The sequence below is a fragment of the Streptomyces lydicus genome (assembly GCF_001729485.1).
GTDB lineage: Bacteria > Actinomycetota > Actinomycetes > Streptomycetales > Streptomycetaceae > Streptomyces > Streptomyces lydicus_D.
This window is the reverse complement of the sequence record NZ_CP017157.1, coordinates 5,279,731-5,301,918: the sequence shown is the minus strand read 5'-3', so window position 1 is coordinate 5,301,918 and position 22,188 is coordinate 5,279,731. Positions and strand designations below refer to the sequence as shown.

Annotated in this window: 23 protein-coding genes and 1 pseudogene; 17 read left to right on the top strand and 7 right to left on the bottom strand. The window is 74.2% G+C overall.

Features of this window, described 5'->3' with window-relative positions; genetic code table 11:
- Positions 1 to 133 precede the first annotated feature (133 nt).
- Together SL103_RS23105 and SL103_RS23100 are read left to right on the top strand one after the other, a co-directional pair.
- Positions 134 to 313: a hypothetical protein gene (locus SL103_RS23105; protein ID WP_069570871.1), complete on the top strand. Its 180-nt coding sequence runs from the start codon at positions 134 to 136 to the stop codon at positions 311 to 313.
- Positions 314 to 383: 70 nt separating this feature from the next.
- Positions 384 to 1,460 carry a glycosyl hydrolase family 18 protein gene (locus SL103_RS23100; RefSeq protein WP_069570870.1) on the top strand — a complete coding sequence of 359 codons (1,077 nt, stop codon included), beginning with the start codon at positions 384 to 386 and terminating at the stop codon, positions 1,458 to 1,460.
- Here the strand turns inward: SL103_RS23100 and SL103_RS23095 are convergent.
- The gene (locus SL103_RS23095) at positions 1,398 to 2,294 is read right to left on the bottom strand and encodes a helix-turn-helix domain-containing protein (RefSeq protein ID WP_069570869.1); all 897 of its coding nucleotides are present in this window, start codon (positions 2,292 to 2,294) and stop codon (positions 1,398 to 1,400) included. The genes SL103_RS23100 and SL103_RS23095 overlap by 63 nt on opposite strands.
- 254 nt (positions 2,295 to 2,548) lie before the next feature.
- Here SL103_RS23095 and SL103_RS23090 point away from each other — a divergent pair, with 254 nt between their 5' ends.
- Genes SL103_RS23090 through SL103_RS23080 form a run of 3 tightly spaced genes read left to right on the top strand, consistent with a single transcriptional unit; the run spans position 2,549 to position 5,837 of the window.
- Positions 2,549 to 3,502, top strand: a complete 954-nt coding sequence (locus SL103_RS23090; RefSeq protein WP_234386191.1) for an NADPH:quinone oxidoreductase family protein — start codon at positions 2,549 to 2,551, stop codon at positions 3,500 to 3,502.
- Positions 3,499 to 4,683 carry an acyl-CoA dehydrogenase family protein gene (locus tag SL103_RS23085; RefSeq protein WP_069570867.1) on the top strand — a complete coding sequence of 395 codons (1,185 nt, stop codon included), beginning with the start codon at positions 3,499 to 3,501 and terminating at the stop codon, positions 4,681 to 4,683. The genes SL103_RS23090 and SL103_RS23085 overlap by 4 nt, the downstream gene beginning before the upstream one ends.
- Positions 4,680 to 5,837, top strand: coding sequence for an acyl-CoA dehydrogenase family protein (locus tag SL103_RS23080; RefSeq protein ID WP_069570866.1), 1,158 nt, complete (start codon positions 4,680 to 4,682; stop codon positions 5,835 to 5,837). Before SL103_RS23085 ends, SL103_RS23080 begins: the two co-directional genes overlap by 4 nt.
- A 13-nt stretch (positions 5,838 to 5,850) precedes the next feature.
- On the opposite strand, the gene SL103_RS23075 is transcribed toward SL103_RS23080, so the two are convergent.
- Positions 5,851 to 6,390: a hypothetical protein gene (locus SL103_RS23075; protein ID WP_244304015.1), complete on the bottom strand. Its 540-nt coding sequence runs from the start codon at positions 6,388 to 6,390 to the stop codon at positions 5,851 to 5,853.
- Between the two features lie 203 nt (positions 6,391 to 6,593).
- On the opposite strand from SL103_RS23075, the gene SL103_RS23070 reads away from it, so the two are divergent.
- Positions 6,594 to 7,958 (top strand): hypothetical protein, encoded by a 1,365-nt coding sequence (locus SL103_RS23070; protein ID WP_069570864.1) that lies wholly within the window; start codon positions 6,594 to 6,596, stop codon positions 7,956 to 7,958.
- A gap of 110 nt (positions 7,959 to 8,068) precedes the next feature.
- On the opposite strand, the gene SL103_RS23065 is transcribed toward SL103_RS23070, so the two are convergent.
- A complete protein-coding gene (locus SL103_RS23065) occupies positions 8,069 to 8,611 on the bottom strand; it encodes a cell wall hydrolase (protein ID WP_069570863.1) in 543 nt (180 codons plus the stop codon).
- A 103-nt stretch (positions 8,612 to 8,714) separates the two neighbouring features.
- Here SL103_RS23065 and SL103_RS23060 point away from each other — a divergent pair, with 103 nt between their 5' ends.
- From SL103_RS23060 to SL103_RS23050, 3 genes and pseudogenes are all read left to right on the top strand, one after another.
- On the top strand, positions 8,715 to 9,944 hold the full coding sequence (locus SL103_RS23060) for a S1 family peptidase (RefSeq protein ID WP_069570862.1): 1,230 nt from the start codon (positions 8,715 to 8,717) through the stop codon (positions 9,942 to 9,944).
- A gap of 115 nt (positions 9,945 to 10,059) precedes the next feature.
- Positions 10,060 to 10,533, top strand: coding sequence for an acyl-CoA thioesterase (locus SL103_RS23055; RefSeq protein WP_069570861.1), 474 nt, complete (start codon positions 10,060 to 10,062; stop codon positions 10,531 to 10,533).
- Positions 10,534 to 10,635: 102 nt separating this feature from the next.
- Positions 10,636 to 10,865, top strand: a pseudogene (locus SL103_RS23050) (acyl-CoA dehydrogenase family protein); the annotation flags it as partial.
- Positions 10,866 to 10,887: 22 nt separating this feature from the next.
- Here SL103_RS23050 and SL103_RS23045 read toward each other — a convergent pair.
- Positions 10,888 to 11,670: a DeoR/GlpR family DNA-binding transcription regulator gene (locus tag SL103_RS23045; protein ID WP_069570859.1), complete on the bottom strand. Its 783-nt coding sequence runs from the start codon at positions 11,668 to 11,670 to the stop codon at positions 10,888 to 10,890.
- A 249-nt stretch (positions 11,671 to 11,919) separates the two neighbouring features.
- On the opposite strand from SL103_RS23045, the gene SL103_RS23040 reads away from it, so the two are divergent.
- The 7 genes from SL103_RS23040 (at position 11,920) to SL103_RS23010 (ending at position 19,482) form a co-directional block, all read left to right on the top strand.
- Positions 11,920 to 13,221, top strand: coding sequence for an MFS transporter (locus SL103_RS23040; protein ID WP_069570858.1), 1,302 nt, complete (start codon positions 11,920 to 11,922; stop codon positions 13,219 to 13,221).
- Between the two features lie 13 nt (positions 13,222 to 13,234).
- Entirely contained in the window at positions 13,235 to 14,845 is a 1,611-nt protein-coding gene (locus SL103_RS23035; protein ID WP_069570857.1) for an FGGY-family carbohydrate kinase, read from the top strand.
- Positions 14,838 to 16,352 (top strand): FGGY-family carbohydrate kinase, encoded by a 1,515-nt coding sequence (locus SL103_RS23030; RefSeq protein ID WP_069570856.1) that lies wholly within the window; start codon positions 14,838 to 14,840, stop codon positions 16,350 to 16,352. The genes SL103_RS23035 and SL103_RS23030 overlap by 8 nt, the downstream gene beginning before the upstream one ends.
- Entirely contained in the window at positions 16,349 to 16,975 is a 627-nt protein-coding gene (locus tag SL103_RS23025) for a histidine phosphatase family protein (protein ID WP_069570855.1), read from the top strand. Before SL103_RS23030 ends, SL103_RS23025 begins: the two co-directional genes overlap by 4 nt.
- Before the next feature lie 40 nt (positions 16,976 to 17,015).
- Positions 17,016 to 18,059, top strand: a complete 1,044-nt coding sequence (locus SL103_RS23020; protein ID WP_069570854.1) for a 2-hydroxyacid dehydrogenase — start codon at positions 17,016 to 17,018, stop codon at positions 18,057 to 18,059.
- 138 nt (positions 18,060 to 18,197) lie between these two features.
- Positions 18,198 to 18,551, top strand: coding sequence for a PRC domain containing protein (locus SL103_RS23015; RefSeq protein ID WP_069570853.1), 354 nt, complete (start codon positions 18,198 to 18,200; stop codon positions 18,549 to 18,551).
- Between the two features lie 88 nt (positions 18,552 to 18,639).
- Positions 18,640 to 19,482 carry a DUF1206 domain-containing protein gene (locus SL103_RS23010; RefSeq protein ID WP_069570852.1) on the top strand — a complete coding sequence of 281 codons (843 nt, stop codon included), beginning with the start codon at positions 18,640 to 18,642 and terminating at the stop codon, positions 19,480 to 19,482.
- 61 nt (positions 19,483 to 19,543) lie between these two features.
- On the opposite strand, the gene SL103_RS23005 is transcribed toward SL103_RS23010, so the two are convergent.
- From SL103_RS23005 to SL103_RS22995, 3 genes are all read right to left on the bottom strand, one after another.
- Positions 19,544 to 19,915, bottom strand: coding sequence for an ATP-binding protein (locus tag SL103_RS23005; protein WP_069570851.1), 372 nt, complete (start codon positions 19,913 to 19,915; stop codon positions 19,544 to 19,546).
- A gap of 213 nt (positions 19,916 to 20,128) precedes the next feature.
- Positions 20,129 to 20,302, bottom strand: coding sequence for a CsbD family protein (locus SL103_RS23000; RefSeq protein ID WP_069570850.1), 174 nt, complete (start codon positions 20,300 to 20,302; stop codon positions 20,129 to 20,131).
- Positions 20,303 to 20,484: 182 nt separating this feature from the next.
- A complete protein-coding gene (locus SL103_RS22995) occupies positions 20,485 to 20,655 on the bottom strand; it encodes a hypothetical protein (protein ID WP_033265478.1) in 171 nt (56 codons plus the stop codon).
- Between the two features lie 353 nt (positions 20,656 to 21,008).
- On the opposite strand from SL103_RS22995, the gene SL103_RS22990 reads away from it, so the two are divergent.
- Positions 21,009 to 22,172 carry a PP2C family protein-serine/threonine phosphatase gene (locus tag SL103_RS22990; RefSeq protein ID WP_069570849.1) on the top strand — a complete coding sequence of 388 codons (1,164 nt, stop codon included), beginning with the start codon at positions 21,009 to 21,011 and terminating at the stop codon, positions 22,170 to 22,172.
- The last annotated feature ends 16 nt before the right edge of the window (positions 22,173 to 22,188 follow it).

Below are 22,188 nucleotides of genomic sequence, written 5' to 3'. Positions count from 1 at the left end.
TTTGTTCCCGCGCGGGCCCGGACAAGTGGATCGGCCGGGGGGAGCCGGGACACCGTGGTCCCCACGTTGTCGCGGCGCCCCCTGGCGACCGGGGTGCCCGACAGTCCCCTTCCGGCCCGTCAGAAAGCACACCATGTCCCGCCAACTCAACCACCTGCTGTCCGAACTCGCACACGGTCTGCTCACACAGCTCCCCGCGCAACTCGTGGCGGCGGCGGTGGCCGCCGGTCTGGGGGCCGCGCTCCGCTCCCGGCGCCGCCGCCGCCGACGGGCCGGGGCCGCGGAGCCGTCCGCGGGGGCGGATGTCCCCTGAGTGCGCGACGGCCGCCCCGTTCGGCCGGTTTGACGATGCGTCAGTGACCGCCCCGGGTGACGCTCGGGGCATGGATCACCCCTCCGGAACCCGGAAGCGTGCCGTCCTCGCGCTTCTGCTGGCCCTCGCGGTGCTGGCCGGGCCGCTCGCCCCGGCCGCCGCGGCCGCCGCGTCCCCCAGGGCCCGCGGGCGCACCGTCTCGGCCTGGCTGCCCTATTGGGGCGACGTCGACGCCGCCTACCGCGACGCCCTGCGGCACGCCTCCCAACTGCACACCGTCAGCCCCTTCTGGTACCAGACCTCGTCCGACGACGTCGTCACCGGCCACCAGGGGGCGGGCCGGCGCCGCATCATCAACGGGCTGCACGACGCCGGGATCGAGGTCGTGCCGACGGTGACCGAGACGCTCGGCGCCGAGAAGATGGCCGCCCTGATGCACGACCCCGAGCGGCGGCGGCTGCACGTGGACACCCTGCTCGACCTGGTGGCGAGCCGCGCGTACGACGGCCTCGACCTGGACTACGAAGCGATGGCGCTCACCGGGGACAAGGAGGCCCGCGAGCGCGTCCGCACCGGCTACAACGCGCTCGTCAAGCAGCTGTGCGCCCGGCTGCACGCCCGCGACAAGCAGTGCGTGGTCACCGTGCTCGCCCGGGTCCGCGGGTCCGGCACGGCGTTCGACTACGAGAAGCTCGGCCGGTACGCCGACCGGGTCCGGATCATGGGCTATGACCTGCACTGGTCCGGCGGCGAGGCGGGCCCGCTGTCCTCCCGGGACTGGTACGACGAGTTCCTGCGCTACGCCACCGACACCATCCCCCGGCACAAGATCGAGGTGGCCTTCCCGGGCTACGGCTGGGACTGGGTCACCGGGGTCAAGGGCCACGCCGCCCACCTGACCTGGAAGGAGGCCGAGGCGCTGCGCGAGCGGGCGGGCGCCGAGTACCTCTTCGACCAGGTGTCGGGCACCCCGCACTTCGTCTACGAGAAGGACGGCGTGCCGCACGAGGTCTGGTACCAGGACGCCCGGGGCGTGCGGGCCCAGTTGCCGCTGCTGCGGAAGTACGGGGTGCGGGGGACCGGCCTATGGGCGCTCGGGTTCGAGGACCCGGAGTTCTGGTCCGCGCTCGGCGGCGAGCAGGCGTAGCGCCGCCTCGGACGGCGAGCCCTCCGCGGCGGTGTACATCAGCACGCCCTGCCCGGAGCCGTCCGGCGTCCGCAGCATCTCGAAATCCAGCTCCAGTCCGCCCACCAGCGGATGGTGGAACTTCTTGGTGCCGAAGGTGCAGTTGCGCACCACGTGCCGGGACCACAGGGCGGCGAACTCGGTGGACTTCATCGACAACTCGCCGATCAGCTCGGTGAGTTGCGGATCGTCGGGGTGCTGGCCGGCGGCCACCCGCAGGGCGGAGACGGCGCGCCGGACCTCCTCGTCCCGGTCCGGGTACAGCTCCCGGGTGTGCGGGTCGAGGAAGAGCATCCGCTGCGCGTTGGGACGGTCCAACGGGCGGTCGGGGCTGTCGGCGTCGAGGTGCCCGGCGAGCAGGGCGTGCCCCAGGCGGTTCCACGCGAGGATCTCGAACCGCGGCCCGAGCGCGACGGCCGGCACGCCCGGCACGGCGGCGAGCAACTGCCGTACCCCGGGGCGGGCCTTGTCGTGGCGTACCGCCGGGCGGCGGCGGGCCCGGGCGGGCCGGGCCAGTGCGCGCAGATGGGCGCGCTCGTCCGCGGTCAGCCGCAGTGCGCGGGCCAGCGCGTCCAGCACCCCCTCCGAGGCGTTGTGGCTCTGGCCCTGTTCGAGACGGGTGTAGTACGCGACGCTGACCCCGGCGAGCTGCGCCAGCTCCTCGCGGCGCAGGCCCGGGACCCGGCGCCGCGCCCCGTAGGGGACCACTCCGACGTCCTCGGGCCGGAGCCGGGCGCGGCGGGTGCGCAGAAAGTCTCCCAGCGCGTTGGGGGAGTCCGTGGCGGGTGCGTCCATGCCGGCCAGTCTCCGCCATCGGGCGGGCGGCAGCCTGACCCTGTCAGTACCAGGGTCGGGGGAGCGGGCGGGCGGGGCCGGGGCGGACGAGGTGGCCAAGACTCGACGGAGACGGTTCCGTACCGGATACCGACCGCTTAGTATGTCGCTGGCGAGGGCCGGTGCGCCCTCCGCCCCACCCGCGTATCCAAGGTCACTGGAGGCACCAGGTGAAGGCATGGCGCGTACACGCGAACGGAGAGCCGCGTGAAGTGATGCGGCTGGAGGAGGTGCCGGACCCCCAGCCGGGGCCGGGGCAGCTGCTGCTGCGGGTGCGGGCCGCCAACGTCAACTTCCCCGACGCGCTGCTGTGCCGGGGCCACTACCAGGTCCGGCCGCCGCTGCCCTTCACCCCGGGCGTGGAGATCTGCGGTGAGGTGCTCGCCGCGGGGGACGGCGCGGCCGGCGAGGTGGGCGCACGGGTGCTGGCCCAGCCGCCGCTGCCGGACGGCGGTTTCGCCGAGCTCGCGGTCGTCGACGCGGCGACGGTCCGCCCCGCCCCCGAGGCCCTCGACGACGCCGAGGCCGCCGCACTCCACATCGGCTACCAGACCGGCTGGTTCGGACTGCACCGCAGGGCCCGTCTCCAGGCGGGCGAGACGCTGCTGGTGCACGCCGCGGCCGGGGGCGTCGGCAGCGCCGCCGTCCAACTCGGCAAGGCCGCCGGCGCGCAGGTCATCGGCGTCGTGGGCGGCGCGGACAAGGCCCGCACCGCCCGCGAACTCGGCTGTGACCTGGTCCTGGACCGGCGCTCCGACGACCTCGTCGCCGCCGTCAAGGAGGCCACCGGCGGCCGCGGCGCGGACGTCGTCTACGACCCCGTGGGCGGCGACGCGTACGCCAAGTCCGTCAAGTGCATCGCCTTCGAGGGCCGCATCGTCGTCGTCGGCTTCGCCGGCGGCAGCATCCCCAGCCCGGCGCTCAACCACGCCCTGGTGAAGAACTACGCGATCCTGGGCCTCCACTGGGGCCTGTACAACACCAAGGACCCGGCCGCCGTCGACGCCTGCCACGAGGAGCTGACCAAGCTCGCCGCACAGGGCGTGATCAAGCCGCTGATCGGCGGACGGGTGCCGCTGGCGGAGGCCGCCGAGGCCGTGCAGCGGGTCGCCGACGGCACCTCCGTCGGCCGGCTCGTGGTGGTCCCCGGAGCGGAGGCCACCCGATGACCGACGCCCAGGACCTGCGCCGCCGCACCGCCGAACTGCTGGCCGCGCACCCGCCCGCCACCACCGACCGGCTGGAGTTCCTCCGCGCCCGCTTCGACGCCGGACTCGCCTGGGTCCACTTCCCGGCCGGTCTCGGCGGGCTGGACGCGCCGCGGTCCCTGCAGGCGGTGGTGGACGCGGAACTGGCCGCCGCCGGCGCCCCCGACAACGACCCCGGCCGGATCGGCATCGGCCTCGGCATGGCCGCGCCCACCCTCCTCCGGTTCGGCACCGACGAGCAGCAGCAGCGCTTCCTGCGCCCCCTGTGGACCGGCGAGGAAGTGTGGTGCCAGCTCTTCAGCGAGCCGGGCGCCGGCTCCGACCTGGCGGCGCTGGCGACCCGCGCGGTACGGGACGACGAGGGCGGCTGGGTCGTCGACGGGCAGAAGGTCTGGACGTCCAGCGCGCACCTGGCCCGCTGGGCCATCCTGATCGCCCGCACCGACCCCGATGTGCCCAAGCACCGCGGCATCAGCTACTTCGTCTGCGACATGACCGACCCCGGCGTCGAGGTGCGGCCGCTGCGGCAGATCACCGGCGAGGCCGAGTTCAACGAGGTCTTCCTCACCGGAGTCCGGATCCCCGACGCCCACCGCCTCGGCGCGGTCGGCGAGGGCTGGAAGGTCGCCCAGACCACGCTGATGAACGAGCGGGTCGCCATCGGCGGCGCCCGCATCCCCCGCGAGGGCGGGATGATTGGCGTCGCCGCCGCCGACTGGCGCGCCCGCCCCGCACTGCGCACCCACGACCTGCACCAGCGGCTGCTGAAGCTGTGGGTGGACGCCGAGGTCGCCCGGCTCACCGGCGAGCGGCTGCGCCAGCAGCTCACCAAGGGCCAGCCCGGCCCCGAGGGCAGCGGCATGAAGCTGGCCTTCGCCCGCCTCGCCCAGGAGATCAGCGGCTGGGAGGTGGAGTTCCTCGCGGAGGACGGACTGACCTACGACGACTGGACGATGCGCCGCCCCGACGGCGTCGACTTCACCGGACGCGAGGCCGGCTACCGCTATCTGCGCGCCAAGGGGAACTCCATCGAAGGAGGCACCTCCGAAGTGCTGCTCAACATCGTCGCCGAACGCGTGCTGGGTCTGCCGCCCGAGCCGCGCACCGACAAGGACGTCGCGTGGAAGGACCTCCCCCGATGACCGCCGAGACCCGCCCGGCCGCCCCCACGCCCGACCCCGACCTCCTCTACTCCGAGGACGAGGACGCGCTGCGCGCCGCCGTCCGGTCGCTGCTCGCCGACCGCTGCGACCCGGCCACCGTGCTCGCCGGCCTGGAGTCGGACGTCCCCTATGACACCGGGCTGTGGCGGGCGCTCGCCGCCGATATCGGCACCGCGGGGCTGCTGGTGCCGGAGAAGCTCGGCGGGGCGGGCGCGAGCACCCGTGAGGCCGCCGTCGTGCTGGAGGAACTGGGCCGCTCGGTCGCGCCCGTCCCGTACCTGACCAGCGCGGTCATCGCGGTGACCGCGCTGCTCGCGCTCGATCACGACCGGCCGGAGGCCGCCGCACCGCTCACCGCGCTCGCCGAGGGCCGCACCGTCGCGGTGCTCGCCGTCCCGCTGCCGACCGCACCGGGCGGGCGGCCGGAGCCGGCCGTACGGGCCGACGCGGCCGGCGTGCTGACCGGCCGGGTGACCTCGGTCGCCGATGCCGCGGCCGCCGAGCTGCTGCTCGTGCCGGCGCAGGGGCCGGACGGTCCGGAGCTGCACGCGGTCGAGGCCGCCGCGGACGGCGTCCGCACCGGGACCGTCACCCCGCTCGACCTCACCCGCCCCCTGGGGCACCTCACCCTCGACGGCGCCCGGGGCCGCCTCCTGGCCGCCGGGGACCGCGCCCGCGCGGCGGTCGACCGCGCCCTGCTCACCGGCGCCGGGCTGCTCGCCTCCGAGCAGCTGGGCGTCGCCGAGTGGTGTCTGGCCGAGACCGTGCGGCACACCGCCGAGCGCACCCAGTTCGGCCGCCCCGTCGGTTCGTTCCAGGCGCTCAAGCACCGGATGGCCGCCCTGTGGCTGGAGGTCGCCTCGGCCCGCGCCGCCGCCCGCAACGCCGCGGACGCGCTGGCCACCGGCAGTCCCGACGCCGCGGTGGCGGTGGCGGTCGCCCAGGCGTACTGCGGGCCGGTCGCGGTGCGTGCCGCCGAGGAGTGCGTCCAGCTGCACGGCGGCATCGGGATGACGTGGGAACACCCGGCGCACCTCTTCCTCAAGCGGGCCAAGAGCGATGAGCTCGCGCTCGGGTCGCCGGGCCGGCACCGGGAGGCGCTCGCCGGGCTGGTCGGGCTGGACGCGCCCTAGAGGGCGCCGCCGGTCATTCGGTGACGGCGAAGGTCCGGCTGAAGCCGCGGACCGCGCCGTCACCGGCCACCACTTCCAGGAAGTAGTGCGGGCCCGGCGGCACCCGGGGCAGCGTCACGATCGCCTCGCCGGTGCGGCCGGCGCCCGCCTTGGTCGCGACCAGTCCCATCCGCTGGGTGCGGCCGTGACCCATGTCCGCGTTCAGCCAGATGTCCACCTGCTGGCCCGTGGTGTTCGTCCAGGCCACGACGGAGCTGCCGTTCGACTTGAAGTTCACCCCGGGCTGCGGCGCGGTCACCTCGATCCGGCCCGTCACGGGCGTGGCGAGCAGCTCGGCGTCGGGGTCCGACATACCCGCGCCGAGCGCGGAGGTCGCGGCCCGCGCCGCCGCGCCGGGGTGTCCGGTCGCCGCGGCCAGGGCGCTGCGGGCCGCCGGCCTGACCGGGTCGGGGGCGGGATGCGTGGGGGTGAGAGTGACGACCACCGTGCAGCCGACGGCGGTGGCGGCGACGGCGACGGCCAGATTGGTGGCCATCGAAGCGGCCCTGGACATCGTCTCCTCGTTTCCTCGGGGGAGGGACGAGCCGGAACATCCCCGGCACTCGGGACGCCAAAAACGACGCGCTGAGCGATCACCTGGATGGTCATTTCCGGCGCGACAGGCCCTCGGTGACGGGAGAGAATCCCGGCGGCCGGGCGGGAACGATCACCGGACCGGTGATGTCTGGAAAGTGCCGTTCGGGTAGCGTCGAACCCATGAACACCGCAACTCGTCGTGGGCTGATCGGACCGGTCGTGCTGTTGGTCGCCGCGCTGCTGGCGGTGGCCGCCCTGCTGGCGCCCGGCGCCCGGGCCGCGGGCGGCCTCGACGACGCGGCGGCCGCCCTGGAGAAGGGCCCGGTCTACGTCGATCCGCGCGCCTCCGGCCAGCTCTCCGCCGCCCAGGCCGATGCCCTGGCCAAGAAGATCAAGGACGCGGACAAGCCGGTCTTCGTCGCCGTGCTGCCGCGCGCCGCCGAGTACCGGCCCGGCACGCTGCTGCGGGATCTGCGGACCAAGGTCGGCATCAGCGGCGTCTACGCGGTCGAACTCGGCGACGGCTTCAACGCCGGCGCCGACCCCCGGGTGATGCCGCGCAGCTCGGTGCAGAACCTCGTCGGCTCGGTCAAGCGCTCCCAGTACCCGACGGTCAACGAGCGCCTGAACAGCTTCGTCGACTCGGCGGTCCGGTCGGCGAACGGCCACGCCCCCGACTCCTGGGGCAGCACCGGCGACTCCGGCGTCGACACCGGCACGGCGATCGGCCTGGGCGTCCTGCTGGTCGTGGGCGGCGGGGGCGCGTACGCCCTGGTCCGCCGCAACCGCAAGCGGCGGGCCGAGGAGGAGCGGGCCGCGCTGGAGGACCTGCGGGTCGTCGTCGACGAGGACATCACCGCCTTCGGCGAGGAACTGGACCGGCTCGACTTCAACCCCGGTGAGCCCGGCGCGGACGACGCGATGCGCGCGGACTACAGCCATGCGCTGGACGCCTACGAGTCGGCCAAGTCGGCGATGGCGGCGGCCGAACACCCCGGTGACGTGCAGGCGGTGACCAAGGCGCTGGAGGACGGCCGGTTCTCGCTGGTCACCCTGGCCGCGCGGCGCGAGGGCCGGCCGCTGCCCGAGCGCCGGCTGCCGTGCTTCTTCGACCCGCGGCACGGTCCGTCCGTCGTCGACGTCCAGTGGGCCCCGGCCGGCGGCGCGGCGCGGACCGTTCCGGTCTGTGCTGCGGACAAGAGCCGGCTGGACGACGGCCGGGAGCCGCTGGCCCGCACCGTCCGCACCGAGAGTGGCGACCGCCCGTACTGGGACGCGGGTCCGGCCTACGGCCCCTGGGCCGGCGGCTACTTCGGCGGCGGTCTGCTGCCCGGTCTCCTGGTCGGCACGCTGCTCGGCAACATGATGATGTCGTCTCCCGCCTACGGCGCGGACTTCGGCGGCCCCGGGGGCGCCGACGGCGGCGACTTCTCCGGCTCCGACTTCAACCCCGATGACTTCGGGGGCGGGTTCGGCGGCGGCTTCGGTGACGGCGGAGGCTTCGACGGAGGCGGCTTCGGCGGGGGCGGCGACGGCGGCTTCTGAGCCCCCGGCCCCGGGCTCCCGGGCCGGTGCCGGCGGACCGGCGACCGGCCGCCGCACCGGCCCGCGCGCGGCTCGCCACGAGCAGGCTCAGCGGTTCGCGCCCGGTCCGCTCAGCGGCCCGCGCCCTGCCGCACCCGCTTGAACCCCAGCCGCCGCGCGTAGCGGGCCCGCGCCGCGAAGTCCGCGTACCGCCACACGGCGGGCCGGCCGACCTCCCGGCACAGGTGCAGCACCTGGTCGGGCCCCAGGTGGACGCCCACGTGGGCGCCGTAGCCCTCGGGCCGGCCCGCGGCCGGACCGGCGTCGAACAGCACCAGGTCCAGCGGCCGCGGCGCACCGGCCCGCACGGTCGCCCGCTCGTCCGCCCACAGCTCCGCCGAGCGCAACGGCGGGACCGGCAGGCCGAAGTGGCGCAGCACGGCGTAGGCGTAGCGCTGGCAGTTGGCACCCCGGGCCAGGTCGGCGAGGGCGCCCGCCGCGGCCGGACCGGCGTCACCGGGCGCCCCCTCCGGCCCGTGTGACGGGCATTCAGGTGTTGCCGCTCCCGGATGGCGGGCGCCCGAGTAGGTCACTTTGCGCAGCGCCGTCGGCAGCTGCCCGAACGCTACCGGGCCGTGGGCGGCGGGGACTTGGGATCCGGGATCGGGCGTCACGCTCCCATCATGCGGGGAATCCCTCCCCGTGCCGCCCGCCCCGGTGTCGCGCACGCTCGACGGACCGCACCGACGTGCACTCGACACCGCGAGGAGCCCCCCGATGGAACGCCGCAACCGCAAGGCCGCGCTGTGTGGCCTGACCGTCGCCGCCGCCTTGGCGGCCGTCGGCCCGCTCAGCCCGGCGCGCGCCGTGCCGCAGCACGAGCCGACGCCCCAGCCCTCGCCCCGCGGCATGCTCGACGCGATGCGCCGGGACCTCGGACTCACCGCCGAGCAGGTGCGCACCAGGCTCGCCCAGGAGGCCGACGCGCACCGGGCCGCGGCCGCGGTACGCCGGGCCCTGGCCGCCCCACCCGCCGGGATGTGGTTCGACAAGGCGAGCGGCAGGCTCGTCGTCGCGGTCACCGGGCCCGCCGACGCCCAGCGGGTCCGAGCCCTCGGCGCGCTGCCCAAGACCGTCCGGCACAGCCGCGCGGTGCTCAGCGCGCTGGTGCGCCGGATCAACGGCCGGGTCGGCAAGGGCGTGCCCGGCGTCACCGGCTGGGGGGTGGACGAGCGCGCCAACGGGGTGGTGATCCGCATCGACCGCACCCGGCGCACCGCGCGGACCGACGCCTTCGAGAAGACCGTGCGGGCCCTCGGCGGGCGGGCCGGGGTCCCGGTCACCGTGGAGCGCAGCGCCCAGTCGCCGCGCCAGCAGGACGGCACGGTCATCGGCGGCGAACGCTGGATGCCCGGCAGCGAAGGCATCTGCTCCGTCGGCTTCTCGGTGACCGGGCCGGGCAACTTCCAGGGCTTCCTGACGGCCGGTCACTGCACCCGCACCCCGGACCAGGCCGCGTACGGCAAGGACGGCAGCCGGCTGGGGACCTCCAACCAGGGCGGGGTGCACAGCGTCAACGGGCGCGAGGGCGACTACGGGCTGGTCGCGGTGGACCAGCCGGGCTGGACGCTCAGCCCGGCCGTGGCCGGTCAGGGCGGTGCCCCGGTGCCGGTCACCGGCTCGCAGGAGGGCCTGACCGGCATGTCCATCTGCCACTCCGGCCAGTCCAGCGGCTGGCACTGCGGCGAGATCACCCGGGCCGACCAGACCGTGGACTACGGCACCGTCGTCATCGACGGACTCTCGTACACCAACGCCTGCTCCGCGCCCGGCGATTCGGGCGGCTCGTACGTCACCCAGCCCAACGCCCCGATGGCCATCGGCGTGCACTCCGGCGGTGGCGCCGCGACGTGCGGAAACTTCGGCGGCGGCACCATCACCATCTTCCAGCCGGTGGGCGAGGCGCTGGCCAAGTGGAACCTGCGGCTGAAGACGGGCAGTCCCTGACGGCCACCGCCGCCGCCCGGTCCGTGGCCACCGGCCTACGATGTGAAGCAAGTGGCTGGAGAGGCGCGGGCGCCCGAGTGCGACCCGCGCTCATGGGGGAGCGGGAGACAACGACGTGACAGACGCGGCAGCAGCGGCAGGAGCCACCTCGGAGGGAGCGGCGGAGGAGTTCGCGGTCGCCGTCACCGTCCGCGGCTACGAGACGGACACCCAGGGCCATCTCAACCAGAGCGTCTACCTCCAGTACGCCGAGCACGCCCGCTGGTCGCTGCTGCAGGCGAGCGGCATCCGGCAGAGCACCATGGTGGACCGGCGGATCGGCCCGGTGACCGTCGAGACCACCATCCGCTACCGGCGGGAGCTGCGGGCCGGCGACGAGGTCGAGGTGAGCTGCGCCTTCGTGTGGGGCGAGGGCAAGACCTTCCGGATCGAGCAGACCGTACGCAGGACGGACGGGACGGTGGCCGCCGAGGTGAGCGCGGTGTGCGGGCTGCTGGACCTCACCGAGCGCAAGCTGCTCAAGGACCCGCGGGCGGCCTTCCGCGAGCTGGCCGAGGACCCCTCACTGCTCGGTCTCACCGGGGACTGACGGATACGGTGGCTCCGTGGACATGCTGCACCTGCGCTACTTCGTGGCGGTTGCCGAAGGCCGCCCGATCGCCCGCTTCCGGATGGTGCAGGACCTCCTGGTCACTCCTCGCCGGCCAACGCGTTCGTCACGCCCGGATGCGTGAAGTGGTGGCCTGGAGCCGGGAGATGTTCGGCGGCAACGGCAACGGCAACCGCAACGGCATCCTCCTCGACTACGACGTCGCCCGCTTCTTCGCCGACGCCGAGGCCAGCTACTCCTTCGAGGGCACCCGCGAGATGAACACCCTCATCGTCGGCAGGGCCATCACGGGGGAGAGCGCCTTCGTCTGACCGCCGCCGGGCACACAGCGCCCTACGGGCGGGCCGGTACCACCAGCACCTCGGTACCGGCCGCCCGTATCCGGCGCAGGTGTTCCGCCGGCAGGCCGTCGTCGACGATCAGCAGGTCGAAGTCGGTCAGCGGCGCCAGCGCGTACAGGCCGCCCTTGGCGAACTTGGTGTGGTCCGCGACCAGGATGCGCCGCCCGGCGCTCTCCATCATGGCGCGCTTGACCTGCACGGTCTCCGGTGACGTGTGGTAGCAGCGGCCGTTGGTCACGGCGGTGGTCGACATGAAGAGGACATCGGCGCGGAACGCCCGCACCGCGTCGGCGGTGTGCGGCCCCATGAAGGCGTCGTACGCGGGGAAGTAGGCGCCGCCCAGGGTGATCAGGGAGATGCCGGGCTCCTTGGCCAGGGTGGTGATGGCCGGCAGCGAGTTGGTGAGCACGGTCAGCGGGGAGTGCTCCGCGGCCTGGTGCGCCAGCAGCAGACAGGTCGTGCTGTCGTCGAGCAGCACCGACTGGCCGGGGACCAGCAGCGTCGCGGCGGCCCGCGCCAGCTGCTGCTTGGTCTGTGCCATGGTCGCCATCCGCTCCGCGACGCTGCCGTGGAACTGAGCCGAGGGCAGTCCGGTCGCGCCGCCGCGGACCTTGCGCAGCCAGCCCTGCGCCTGGAGGGCGTCCAGGTCCCGGTGCGCGGTCATCAGACTGATGCCGAACTCCTCCGCGAGATCCGCGGTGCGCACGAAACCGCGGGCGATGACGGTCTCGCGCATCCGGCGCCGCCGCTCCTCCTGGGCCTCGACCCGGTCCATCGCTCCGCTCCCTCCGCCGGCGCCGCCCCGTCCACCCGGTGAATTCGCCGCGTTATGTTCGCACGGATTTAACACTGCGCGCGCGGCGGCCGCGGTGTCCACATGCGGTTCCGGTGGGACGCAACATGGCTGGTCATGGCTTCGGTGCGAAGATTCCACCGGCCATTGACGCCCGATTCTGCGCGGCTGTTCCATCGCTCCGTTCCCACCCCTCACCCCTCCTGCCGCCGCCGCAGAAAGGGAGATTCGATGACGAACTCTCCGCCGCGTTCGCTGATCACCCGCCTGGGCATCCCGCCGACCCTCGCCTGGGGATACCTCGGACTCCTCCTCTTCATGATCGGAGACGGGGTCGAGTCCGGCTACCTGTCGCCGTACCTCATCGACCGGGGCGTCTCGGAGTCCCGGGTCGCGCTGCTCTTCACCGTCTACGGCATCGCGGCCGGCCTCGCCGCCTGGCTCTCCGGGGTGCTCTCCGACCTCTGGGGCCCGCGCCGCGTGATGTGGACCGGCCTGGCCATCTGGGCCGTCTTCCAGCTGCTCTTCCTGACCGCGGCGATCCCGCTGGCCGGCTACCCGCTGATGATGATCAGCTACGGGCTGCGCGGCCTGGGCTACCCGCTGTTCGCGTACGGCTTCCTGGTCTGGATCGCCGGGGTCGCGCCGCGGGCCCGGCTGGGCACCGCCATGGGGTGGTTCTGGTTCGCCTTCACCGGCGGGCTGCCCACCCTCGGCTCGCTCGTCGCCAGCGGACTCATCCCGCGGATCGGCTCCTACGCCACCCTGTGGGCCGCGCTGGCCCTGGTCGCCGCGGGCGGACTGATCGCCCTGCTGCTGGTCCGCGACGACCACGGCGGCCGGCGGCCGCGCGCCGGGGACGGGCCGCTGGCCACGCTGGTCGGCAGTGTCACCGTGCTGTGGCGCAACCCCCGGGTCGGGGTGGGCTCCCTCGTCCGCGTCATCAACACAGCCTCGCAGTTCGGCTTCTTCGTGATCATGCCGATCCACTTCACCAGGACCGTCGGCTTCAGCCTCACCCAGTGGCTGCACCTGCTCAGCGCGATGTTCGCCACCAACATCTTCGCCAACCTGCTGTTCGGCGTGGTCGGCGACCGCCTCGGCTGGCGCCGCACCATCGCCTGGTTCGGCGGTGCCGGCTGCACGGTGAGCACCCTGCTGCTCTTCTACGTCCCGCACGTCGCGGGCCCGAACTTCCCGCTCGCCCTCCTCGTCGCCGCCTTCTACGGCGCTACGCTGGCAGGTTATGTCCCGCTTTCAGCGCTGGTGCCCACGCTGGAGCCGAAGCACCAGGGGCAGGCGCTGGCCGCCCTCAACCTGGGCGCGGGCGCCAGCACCTTCGTCGGCCCGGCCGTCGTCGCGGTCTTCGTCGGCCCGCTCGGCGTCGAAGGGGTCATCTGGATCTTCGCGGGGATGTACGCGGTGAGCTTCCTGCTCGCCCACTTCCTCCAGCTGCCGGACGAGGCGGGGACGGCCCGGGCCGCCGCCGCGGACCCCGGCTCCGCGACCGCCGCCGCCTCGGCACCGGCGTGAAAGGCGCGCACTGATGTCCGTACTGACCGTCGACGTCGGCACCACGGTGATCAAGTCCGTGGTCTTCGACGACCAGGGCACCGAGATCGCCGTCGCCCGCCGGACCACCGAGGTGCTGCGCCCGCACCCCGGCTGGGCCGAACAGGACATGGACGCCGTCTGGAACGCCGTCGTGCACACCGTCCGCACCGTGCTGGACGGGCTGACCGACCCGGTCTGGCTGGTGTCCTTCACCGCCCAGGGCGACGGCGCCTGGTTCGTCGACGACCGCGGCCGGCCCACCGGGCCCGCCATCCTGTGGTCCGACGGCCGCGCCGGCGACCAGCTGACCGCCTGGCAGCGCGAGGGCGTCCTGGAGGCCGCGTTCCGCCGCAACGGGTCGCTGACCTGCGCCGGGATGCCCAACGCCCTCTTCAGCTGGCTCGCCGCGCACGACCCCGGGCGGCTGGCCCGCTCCGCCACCTCGCTCACCGCCGCCGGCTGGCTCTTCCTGCGGTTCACCGGGGTCCGCGCGACCGATGAATCCGACGCCTCCGCCCCGTTCCTCGACCACGCCACCGGCGCCTACGACCCCGCCATCCTCGACCTGTTCGGCCTCGGCGCCTACGAACGGCTGCTGCCCACCGTCCTGGGGGAGTCGCAGCGGATCGCCGAGATGACCAGCCGGGCCGCCGCCGAACTCGGCCTGCCCGCCGGGCTCCCGGTCGTGATGGCGCCCTACGACATCGCCTCCACCGCCCGCGGCGTGGGCGTGGTCAACCCCGGCCAGGCGTGCGCCATCCTCGGCACCACGCTGTGCACCGAGATCGTCCGTACCCACATCGACACCGACGGCGAGCCGTCCGGCATCCACATCGCCTACCGCGGCCGCGAACGCGTGCTGCGGGCCTTCCCCACCCTCAACGGCGCCGAGGTGCTCGGCTGGGCGGCCCGGCTGCTGCACCTGCCCGGACCGCCCGAGCTGGCACAACTGGCCTTCGAATCGGAGCCCGGCGCCCGCGGCCTGATGTTCCTGCCGTACCTCTCGCCGGCCGGCGAGCGCGCCCCGTTCCTCGACCCGGGGGCCCGTGGCTCCTTCTGGGGCCTGTCCCTGGAGCACACCCCCGCCGACCTGGCACGCGCCGTCTTCGACGGGCTCTCGCTGGTCCTGCGCGACGCGCTGGCCGCGGCCCGCACGGACGTCGGCGAGCTGCGGCTGTGCGGCGGCGGGGCCAACAGCGACGCCTGGTGCGCACTGATCGCGGACGCCACGGGTGTGCCCACCGCCCGCTCCGGCGACACCGAACTCGGTGCCAAGGGCGCCTTCCTCACCGGTCTCGTCCGCACCGGGGCCGAGACCAGCATGCACAGCGCGGCCGCCAAGTACGTCCGGATGCAGCGCAGTTGGCAGCCGGACCCGACGCGGGCGGAGTTCTACGCCGCGCTTTACGAGGACTTCCTCGGGTGGCGCGGGCTCGCCCGCGAGGCCGGCTGGCGCGGCCGCGCGCGGTGGCCCGAAGCCGCGGCGGCGCGGCCCGGCGGCGCCGCCCGCCCGGGGAACGCCCGACGGGCGGCCGAGGCCACCGGCAACCCCGTCGACCCCGCGGCAACCCCCCGTACCGCCCCTGGAGGAACCCTTGACTGACCCGCACCGCCCCCGCGGCACCCCGGCCACCCCCCTCGACGGCATCTGGCTCGGCCTCGACCTCGGTACCCAGAGCGCACGCTGCGCCGCCGTCGACGGCACCGGCCGGGTCCTCGCCACCGCCACCCGCCCGCTGACCAGCCGGCGCGACGGCAACCGGCACGAGCAGGACTCCGAGGAGTGGTGGGGCGCGCTGTCCGCCGCCTGCCGCAAGGCCCTGACCGGCCTCGATCCCCGGCAGGTCCGCGGGCTGGCCGTGGACGGCACCTCCGGCACGATCCTGCTCGCCGACGCCCACGGCACCCCGCTCACCCCGGGGCTGATGTACGACGACGGGCGCGCCGGCCCCCGGGCCGCCGCCGTGAACGCCGCCGGGGCGGACGTCTGGCAGGAGCTGGGCTACCGCAGCATGCAGCCGTCCTGGGCGCTGCCCAAGCTCGTGGCGCTGCTGGAGGACGCCGGCCGGCCCCCGGCCGGTGCCCGGCTGCTGCACCAGGTCGACCTGATCACCTGGCGCCTGACGGGCCGTCAGGCGGCGAGCGACGCCAGCCACGCCCTCAAGACCGGCTACCACCTCGTGGCGGAGCGCTGGCCGGAGCAGGTGATGGCCGAACTCGGCGTGCCCGCAAGCCTGTTGCCCGAGGTCGTCCGTCCCGGGACCGTGCTCGGCGCGGTGTGCGCCCGGGCCGCCGCGGCCACCGGCATCCCCGAGGGCACCACCGTCGTCGCCGGGATGACCGACGGCTGCGCCGCGCAGATCGGCGCCGGAGCCCTGGCGCCGGGCTCCTGGAACGCGGTGCTCGGCACCACCCTCGTCCTCAAGGGCAGCAGCCCGCACCTGGTCCGCGACCCGGCGGGCGTCGTCTACTGCCACCGCGGACCGGGCGACAACTGGCTGCCGGGCGGCGCCTCCAGCAGCGGCGCCGGCATCCTCACCCAGCGCTTCCCCGGCGCCGACCTGGACGCCCTCACCGCGCGGGCCGCGGCCCTGGACCCGGACGCGGTCGCCTACCCGCTGGTCTCGGCCGGCGGCGAACGCTTCCCCTTCCGCGCCCCCGGCGCCGAACCCTTCGTCCTGGGCGACACCCCCACCCGCGCCGCCGAGTTCCACGCCTGCCTCCTCGGCGTGGCCTGCCTCGAACGGCTCTGCTTCGACCACCTCGACCACCTGGGCGCACCCGTCGACGGCCCGCTCACCCTCACCGGCGGCGGCGCCCGCAACACCTACTGGAACCAACTGCGCGCCGACGTCCTCGGCCGCCCCGTACGGCTGCCGCACCAGGCCGAGAGCGCGGTGGGCATGGCCGTGCTCGCCGCCACCTCCTCGGGTACCGGCCTGCGGGAAGCGGCCGCCGCCATGGTCCGCATCGACCGGGAGATCGCACCCCGGCCGGACCGCACCGCCCGCTACGGCCCGGTCCACCTCCGCTTCATCGACGAACTCACCCGCCGCGGCTGGCTCGGCCAGGCAGTGGCCGACCACGCCCGCAGGAGGGCAGCACAGTGACCGACTTCATCCTCGTACGCCACGGCGAGACCGTCTGGCACGCCGAGAACCGCTACGCCGGCCGCACCGACGTGCCGCTCACCGGCCACGGCCGCGAACAGGCCGCCGCCCTCGCCACCTGGGCCGCCACCGCCGGCCTCAGCGCCGTCTGGAGCTCCCCGCTCTCCCGCGCCCGGCTCACCGCCGCTCCCGCCGCCGCGGCCTGCGGACTGACCCCGCACCTCGACGAGCGGCTCTACGAGGTGGACTTCGGCCAGGGCGAGGGGCTGACCAGGGACGAGATGCGCGAGCGCTTCCCGGACCGGCTGGCCGCCTTCCTCGCCGACCCCGTCGACCACCATCTGCCCGACGGCGAACACCCCCGGCACGCCGCCGAACGCGCCGCCGGGGCGCTCGCCGACATCGCCCGCGAACAACCCCGCGGCCGGGTCCTGGTGGTCGCCCACTCCACCCTCGTACGCGTCCTGCTCTGCCATCTGCTGGGCATCCCGCTGGCCGACTACCGCCGGGTCTTCCCCCGGCTCGACAACGGCGCGCTCACCGAGATCCGCATCGAGCACGGGCAGACCGCACTGCTCAGCTTCAACGCCCCCGCGCCGACCCGGGCCCCCGCCCTCCGCTGACCACGCCGCCCTCCGCAACCCCTCAGGAGACGAAGCCCTCATGAGCACCACCGTCCTCGCCGCCGGCAACCACTTCATCCGCCCCGGCCTGTTCACCGAGGCCGTGCGCACGGCCGCCGGGGACATTCCGCTGGACGTACGGGAGATCCGCTTCGACTGGCCGCACACCCCCTTCGGCCCGGTCGCCGAGGTCATCGAGGCGTCCGGCACCGAGGACGGGATGATCGAGGCCCTCCAGGGCGTCGAGATCTGCGTCACCGAGCACGGCCCGCTCACCGAGCGCATCCTCGCCAACTGCCCCGACCTGAAGCTGTTCTGCACCAGCCGCGGCGGCCCCGTCAACGCCAACCTCGACGCCGCCACCCGGTACGGCGTCCCGGTCTGCCACGCCCCCGGCCGCAACGCCACCGCCACCGCGGAACACACCCTCACCCTGCTGCTCGCCGCGGCCCGCGGCGTCGGCGACACCCACACCGACCTGCGGCGCGGCGTCTGGCGCGGGGACTACTACGACTACGACAACTGCGGCATCGAGATCGACGGCGCCACCGTCGGCCTGATCGGCTTCGGCGCCATCGGCAGCCGGGTCGCCACGGTCCTCGCCGCGATGGGCGCCCGGGTCCTCGTCCACGACCCCTACGTCCGCCCCGAGGCGCTGGCCGGCATCGCCGAACAGGTCCCGCTCGACGAGCTGTTGACCCGGTCCCGGATCGTCTCGCTGCACGCGCGGGTCACCGAGGAGACCACCGGCATGATCGGCCGCGCGCAGCTCGCCGCGATGCCGCGCGGCTCGGTCCTGGTCAACTGCGCCCGGGGCGCGCTGCTCGACTACGACGCGGTCTGCGACGCCCTGGACGCGGGACAGCTGGCCGGCGCCGGCTTCGACGTCTTCCCCGAGGAGCCGCTGCCCGCCGGCCACCGGCTGCTGACCGCCCCCGGCGTCGTCCTCACCCCGCACATCGCGGGCGGCAGCCAGCAGGTCGCGCACAAGGCCGCCCGGATCGTCGCCGAGGAGGTCGGCCGTCATCTGCGCGGCGAGCCGCTGGTGCACTGCGCCAACCCCGAGGCGCTGCACGCGGGTTGAGCCGCGTCCCGCGACGGGCCCCGGCCGGTGGGCGGCGATTCCACGCGCCCCTTTGTTTTGTCCACCGGCTTCGGGGCACCCGGGGAATGTCGCGGTGATCGGCACGGCGAACGCTTTTCGCCGGCAGAAAGGACAAGCATGACTGCCAATATCTGGGGATACCTGCCCGACGTCGGATACGAGGCGGGCACCCATCTCGTGGGATACCGCGTCGAGGCGCTGGACGGCAGCGTCGGCAAGGTCGACAAGCATTCCGACGAGGTGGACGCCGCGCACCTCGTCGTCGACACGGGCCCGTGGATTCTCGGCAGGCGCGTCGTGGTGCCCGCCGGCACGGTGACCGGAATCGATCAGGACGAACAGAAAATCTACCTCGGCCGCACCCGGGACGAGATCAAGAACGCCCCGGTTTTCCAGGACGAGGATTTCGCCTCAAGGGACGCGTACCTGCACCAGGTCGGAATGTATTTCGGCGGGTTCCCGCTCGTGTGACACCCGCGAACCGCCGGGAATGCCCCGCGCGTCCGAGGGCAAACGGAAGGCACCCCGACACCGGGGAAAGGCCCTTCTGGAGGCATCGATGGACGCGACACTTCCGATACGGCGCGCGGGCCGCCGTACGGCCCGGCGAGGTGCGCACAGCCCCGCGCTCCGGGTCGCGGCGCGCTGCGGCTTCGTGGCACGGGGCGTGATCTACCTCCTCGTCGGCGTCCTGGCCCTGCGGATCGCGTTCGGCGACTCCGGTGGCCAGGCCGACCGGGGCGGGGCGCTGGCGGAGGTCGCCGGCCGGCCGCTCGGCACCCCCTCGCTGTGGGCGCTCGGTCTCGGACTGGCGGGCATGGCGCTGTGGCGCCTCTCGGAGGCGCTCTTCGGCGCCTCGGGCCCGGACGGCCACAAGCCCGCGCAGCGACTGCTCGCCCTCGGCCGTTTTCTCTTCTACGCCACGGTGTCGAGCTCCGTCCTCGCCTTCGCCGCGGGCAGCAAGGGCGACGGGAGCGGGGCGAGCGACCGGCAGTCCCGGGACGCGACCGCCGCCGCGCTGGAGCTGCCCGGCGGCCCGTGGCTGGTCGCGGCCGCCGGGGCGGGCGTGGCCGCGGTCGGCGTGGGCATCGCGGTGCGGGCCCTGCTGCGCACCTTCCACAAGAACCTCCGGCGGGACGCGCTGTCCCGGCGCAGCCGGCAGCTCGTCGATGTGCTCGGGGTGTCCGGCGGGGTGGCCCGCGGCTGCGTGTTCGCGGCGGCCGGCGCCTTCGCCGTCACGGCCGCGGTCCGGCACGACCCGGGCCGCGCCAAGGGCATGGACGACACGCTCCGCTCCTTCGCCGACACGCCGGCCGGCCCCTGGTTGCTGGCCCTGATCGCGGCGGGCCTCGCCCTCTTCGGGCTGTTCTCCTTCGCGATGGCCCGCTGGCGGAAGGTCTGACGCGCGGGGCGCGGGGCCCGGCGCCGCCCACGAGGCGGGCCGGGCCCCGCGCGCGCCCGGCTCAGCGGAGCCGCAGGCCCACGTGAATGCTCTTGCCCCGGGCGGTCGGGGTCACGGCGACGGACGTCGCCAGCCGGCGCACCAGGTGCCAGCCGTACCCGCCCACGGACCCCGCCGGGCGCTCGCCGGGCAGCGTGGGGTGGGCCGGGCTCGCGTCCTCGACGGTGACGTCGAAGTGGTCCTCCGTGACCCGGGCCCGGAAGCCGGTCATCCCGCCGCCGTGCCGCTCGGCGTTGGTGACCAGCTCCGAGATGATCAGGAGGGCGTCGGTCAGCGCGTCCTCGCCGCAGGGACGGGGACAGGTGGCCATCAGGGCGTGGACGTGATCCCGGGCCTCGGCGGCCGAGGCGGGCAGCTCCGCTACCTGTGTCACACGTCACCTCCTCCACAGCGTGCGAACCGGCTTCCAGAGGTGTCGCGTACCCCGGTCGCGCGACAATGTGCACCCGATCCCGCACTTCCGCGTACTCGCCGGTAGGTCGGCGGCGCGACGGGCCCGGAAACGCCGCCCCACAAACGCCGCCCGCACAGCAGCGGTGCGGGCGGACGGCGCCGACGCCACCCACCCGCACCGCTGGTGCACGCTTCAGTCCTTGAACGCGTCCTTGATCTTCTCCTTGGCCTGGCGGAGGTCGCCCTTGGACTTACGACCGGCGCCCTCGGCGGCTGCGCTCTCGTCGTCGACCCTCCGTGCCGCCTCCTTCTTGACCTTTCCGGTCAGTTGCTCGGCCTTGGCCTTTGCCTTTTCTCCAGCACTCATGGCGGAACCCTTTCCGTCCGGCAGTTCGGATGACGCACCGCGGCACGGCCCGTAAGGTGCTCAGCCGATGGCAGCGCGGACACTGAACAGCATCATTGTCGAGATTCGGAAACCCGCAACCGGAGCGTCCGGGCCGACCGGTGCGCGGCCCGGAGAAATGCGGCCGGGAACCCGGACACCGGTTACCAGCGATACCACCGACCGCGTCGGCCGCCGGCACCGGCCGAACGCATGACGAATCCCAGCGCCCAGAAGACCAGCACCACCACCGCGGCGATCCACAAAGCCTTGAGAGCGAATCCCGCACCGAAAAGCAGCAGGGCCAGAAGAAGAACGAGAAGGAGCGGAACCATAGTTATCAACCTCCATGGCCTCATGTGCCCCCACCTCGATCCGGCATTCATGCGAAGTCCGAGGTTTGTCACGGCAAATGCGGCAGAATGAAATTCGCGCCGCGTGCTGTGCGGGGGCGACGGTCCGGTGGGCGCGCGCGTACCGTCGGGCCCGGCGACCGTAACGGCCGGTCCGGCGCGGTGCCGCGGACGTGGCGACGAGCCGGCCCCGGACGCCGGGCGGTTTCCCGCCGGGGCCGCGGCAGGGATATCTTTGCCACATGGAAACTGTTGGCGCGTGAGCGGCCAGTCGCCGGGACCGCACCCGTGCACCCGTCAACAGCCTGGAACCGGTCAAGAGAAGAGCAGGATCAGTGGAAAGAGTCGCCGACGTCGAACGGGCGCTGCGCGCCGCGGCACCCCACACCCTCGTCGACGTCGTCGCCGAGTTCCTGCGCGAGCGCCACGGCGCGGACCGGGTCGTCCTCCGCCTGGCCGACTACGGCATGACCACCCTCCAGACCGTGGAGCCGCCCGGCTCCGTCGTCGAAGGGGTGCCGATCAACGGCAGCCCGCAGGGCCGTGCCTTCGGCACCCAGGAGCCGTTCGTCGAGGTCGGCTCCCGCCTTCCCGACGCGACGATCCACCTGCCGGTCACCATCCGCGGCGACCGCATGGGGGTCCTCACCGTCACGGTGCCCGCCGACCGCTACACCCAGGCGGTGCTGCCGGAGATGGCCCACGTCTGCGAGGCGCTGGGCCACGAGATCCTCGTGGCGGAGCGCGATACCGACCTCTACGTCCTGGCCCGCCGCGCCTCCCGGCTCACCCTCGCCGCCGAGATGCAGTGGCAGCTCCTGCCCGGCCGCTCCTGTGCGCGCCCGGAGTTCTCCCTCGGCGCCCACCTGGAACCCGCGTACGCGATCTTCGGCGACAACTTCGACTGGTCGGTCTCCGCCGACCACCTCACCCTGACGGTCACCAACGGCATGGGCGAGGGCATCGAAGCGGCACTGCTGACCAACCTCGTCGTCAACGCGCTGCGCAACGCCCGTCGCGCCGGCCTCGACCTCGTCGACCAGGCATACCTCGCCGACCAGGCCGTCTACGCCCACTACCGCGGCGCCATGTACGCGTCCGTGCTGCTGCTGCGCTTCGACCTGGCCACCGGTGAGGTCGAAGCGGTCGACGCCGGCTCGCCCCGCATGTGGCGCATGCGCCGACGCGAGGTCGAGGCCGTCCCCTTCGACGCCCAACTGCCCCTGGGCATGTTCGAGGAGACGGCCTACGTGGCCGAGCGCTTCCAGGTACTTCCCGGTGACCGGCTCCTCATCGGCAGCGACGGCGTCTACGAGACCGCCTCGCCGACGGGGGAGCACTACGGCGAGCGCGCCCTCGCCCTCTCACTGACCGCGAACAGCCTCCTGCCGCCGTCCCAGGTGCCCCGCGCCGTACTGCGCGACCTGAGCGACTATCGCGCCGCCGTGCCACTGGAGGACGACGCCCTCGTCGTCTGCCTGGACTGGCACGGCCGGTAGCCGGTCGCCGCGCCCG

Excerpts from the sequence above, each read along its gene's own strand:
- SL103_RS23080 (WP_069570866.1), top strand. The coding sequence starts at position 4,680 with ATGACCGCCGAGACCCGCCCGGCCGCCCCCACGCCCGACCCCGACCTC.
- SL103_RS23095 (WP_069570869.1), bottom strand. The coding sequence starts at position 2,294 with ATGGACGCACCCGCCACGGACTCCCCCAACGCGCTGGGAGACTTTCTG.
- SL103_RS23090 (WP_234386191.1), top strand. The coding sequence starts at position 2,549 with ATGCGGCTGGAGGAGGTGCCGGACCCCCAGCCGGGGCCGGGGCAGCTG.
- SL103_RS23105 (WP_069570871.1), top strand. The coding sequence starts at position 134 with ATGTCCCGCCAACTCAACCACCTGCTGTCCGAACTCGCACACGGTCTG.
- SL103_RS23045 (WP_069570859.1), bottom strand. The coding sequence starts at position 11,670 with ATGGACCGGGTCGAGGCCCAGGAGGAGCGGCGGCGCCGGATGCGCGAG.
- SL103_RS23060 (WP_069570862.1), top strand. The coding sequence starts at position 8,715 with ATGGAACGCCGCAACCGCAAGGCCGCGCTGTGTGGCCTGACCGTCGCC.
- SL103_RS23040 (WP_069570858.1), top strand. The coding sequence starts at position 11,920 with ATGACGAACTCTCCGCCGCGTTCGCTGATCACCCGCCTGGGCATCCCG.
- SL103_RS23035 (WP_069570857.1), top strand. The coding sequence starts at position 13,235 with ATGTCCGTACTGACCGTCGACGTCGGCACCACGGTGATCAAGTCCGTG.
- SL103_RS22995 (WP_033265478.1), bottom strand. The coding sequence starts at position 20,655 with ATGGTTCCGCTCCTTCTCGTTCTTCTTCTGGCCCTGCTGCTTTTCGGT.
- SL103_RS23075 (WP_244304015.1), bottom strand. The coding sequence starts at position 6,390 with ATGTCCAGGGCCGCTTCGATGGCCACCAATCTGGCCGTCGCCGTCGCC.
- SL103_RS23100 (WP_069570870.1), top strand. The coding sequence starts at position 384 with ATGGATCACCCCTCCGGAACCCGGAAGCGTGCCGTCCTCGCGCTTCTG.
- SL103_RS23010 (WP_069570852.1), top strand. The coding sequence starts at position 18,640 with ATGGACGCGACACTTCCGATACGGCGCGCGGGCCGCCGTACGGCCCGG.
- SL103_RS23000 (WP_069570850.1), bottom strand. The coding sequence starts at position 20,302 with ATGAGTGCTGGAGAAAAGGCAAAGGCCAAGGCCGAGCAACTGACCGGA.
- SL103_RS23070 (WP_069570864.1), top strand. The coding sequence starts at position 6,594 with ATGAACACCGCAACTCGTCGTGGGCTGATCGGACCGGTCGTGCTGTTG.
- SL103_RS23020 (WP_069570854.1), top strand. The coding sequence starts at position 17,016 with ATGAGCACCACCGTCCTCGCCGCCGGCAACCACTTCATCCGCCCCGGC.
- SL103_RS23015 (WP_069570853.1), top strand. The coding sequence starts at position 18,198 with ATGACTGCCAATATCTGGGGATACCTGCCCGACGTCGGATACGAGGCG.
- SL103_RS23085 (WP_069570867.1), top strand. The coding sequence starts at position 3,499 with ATGACCGACGCCCAGGACCTGCGCCGCCGCACCGCCGAACTGCTGGCC.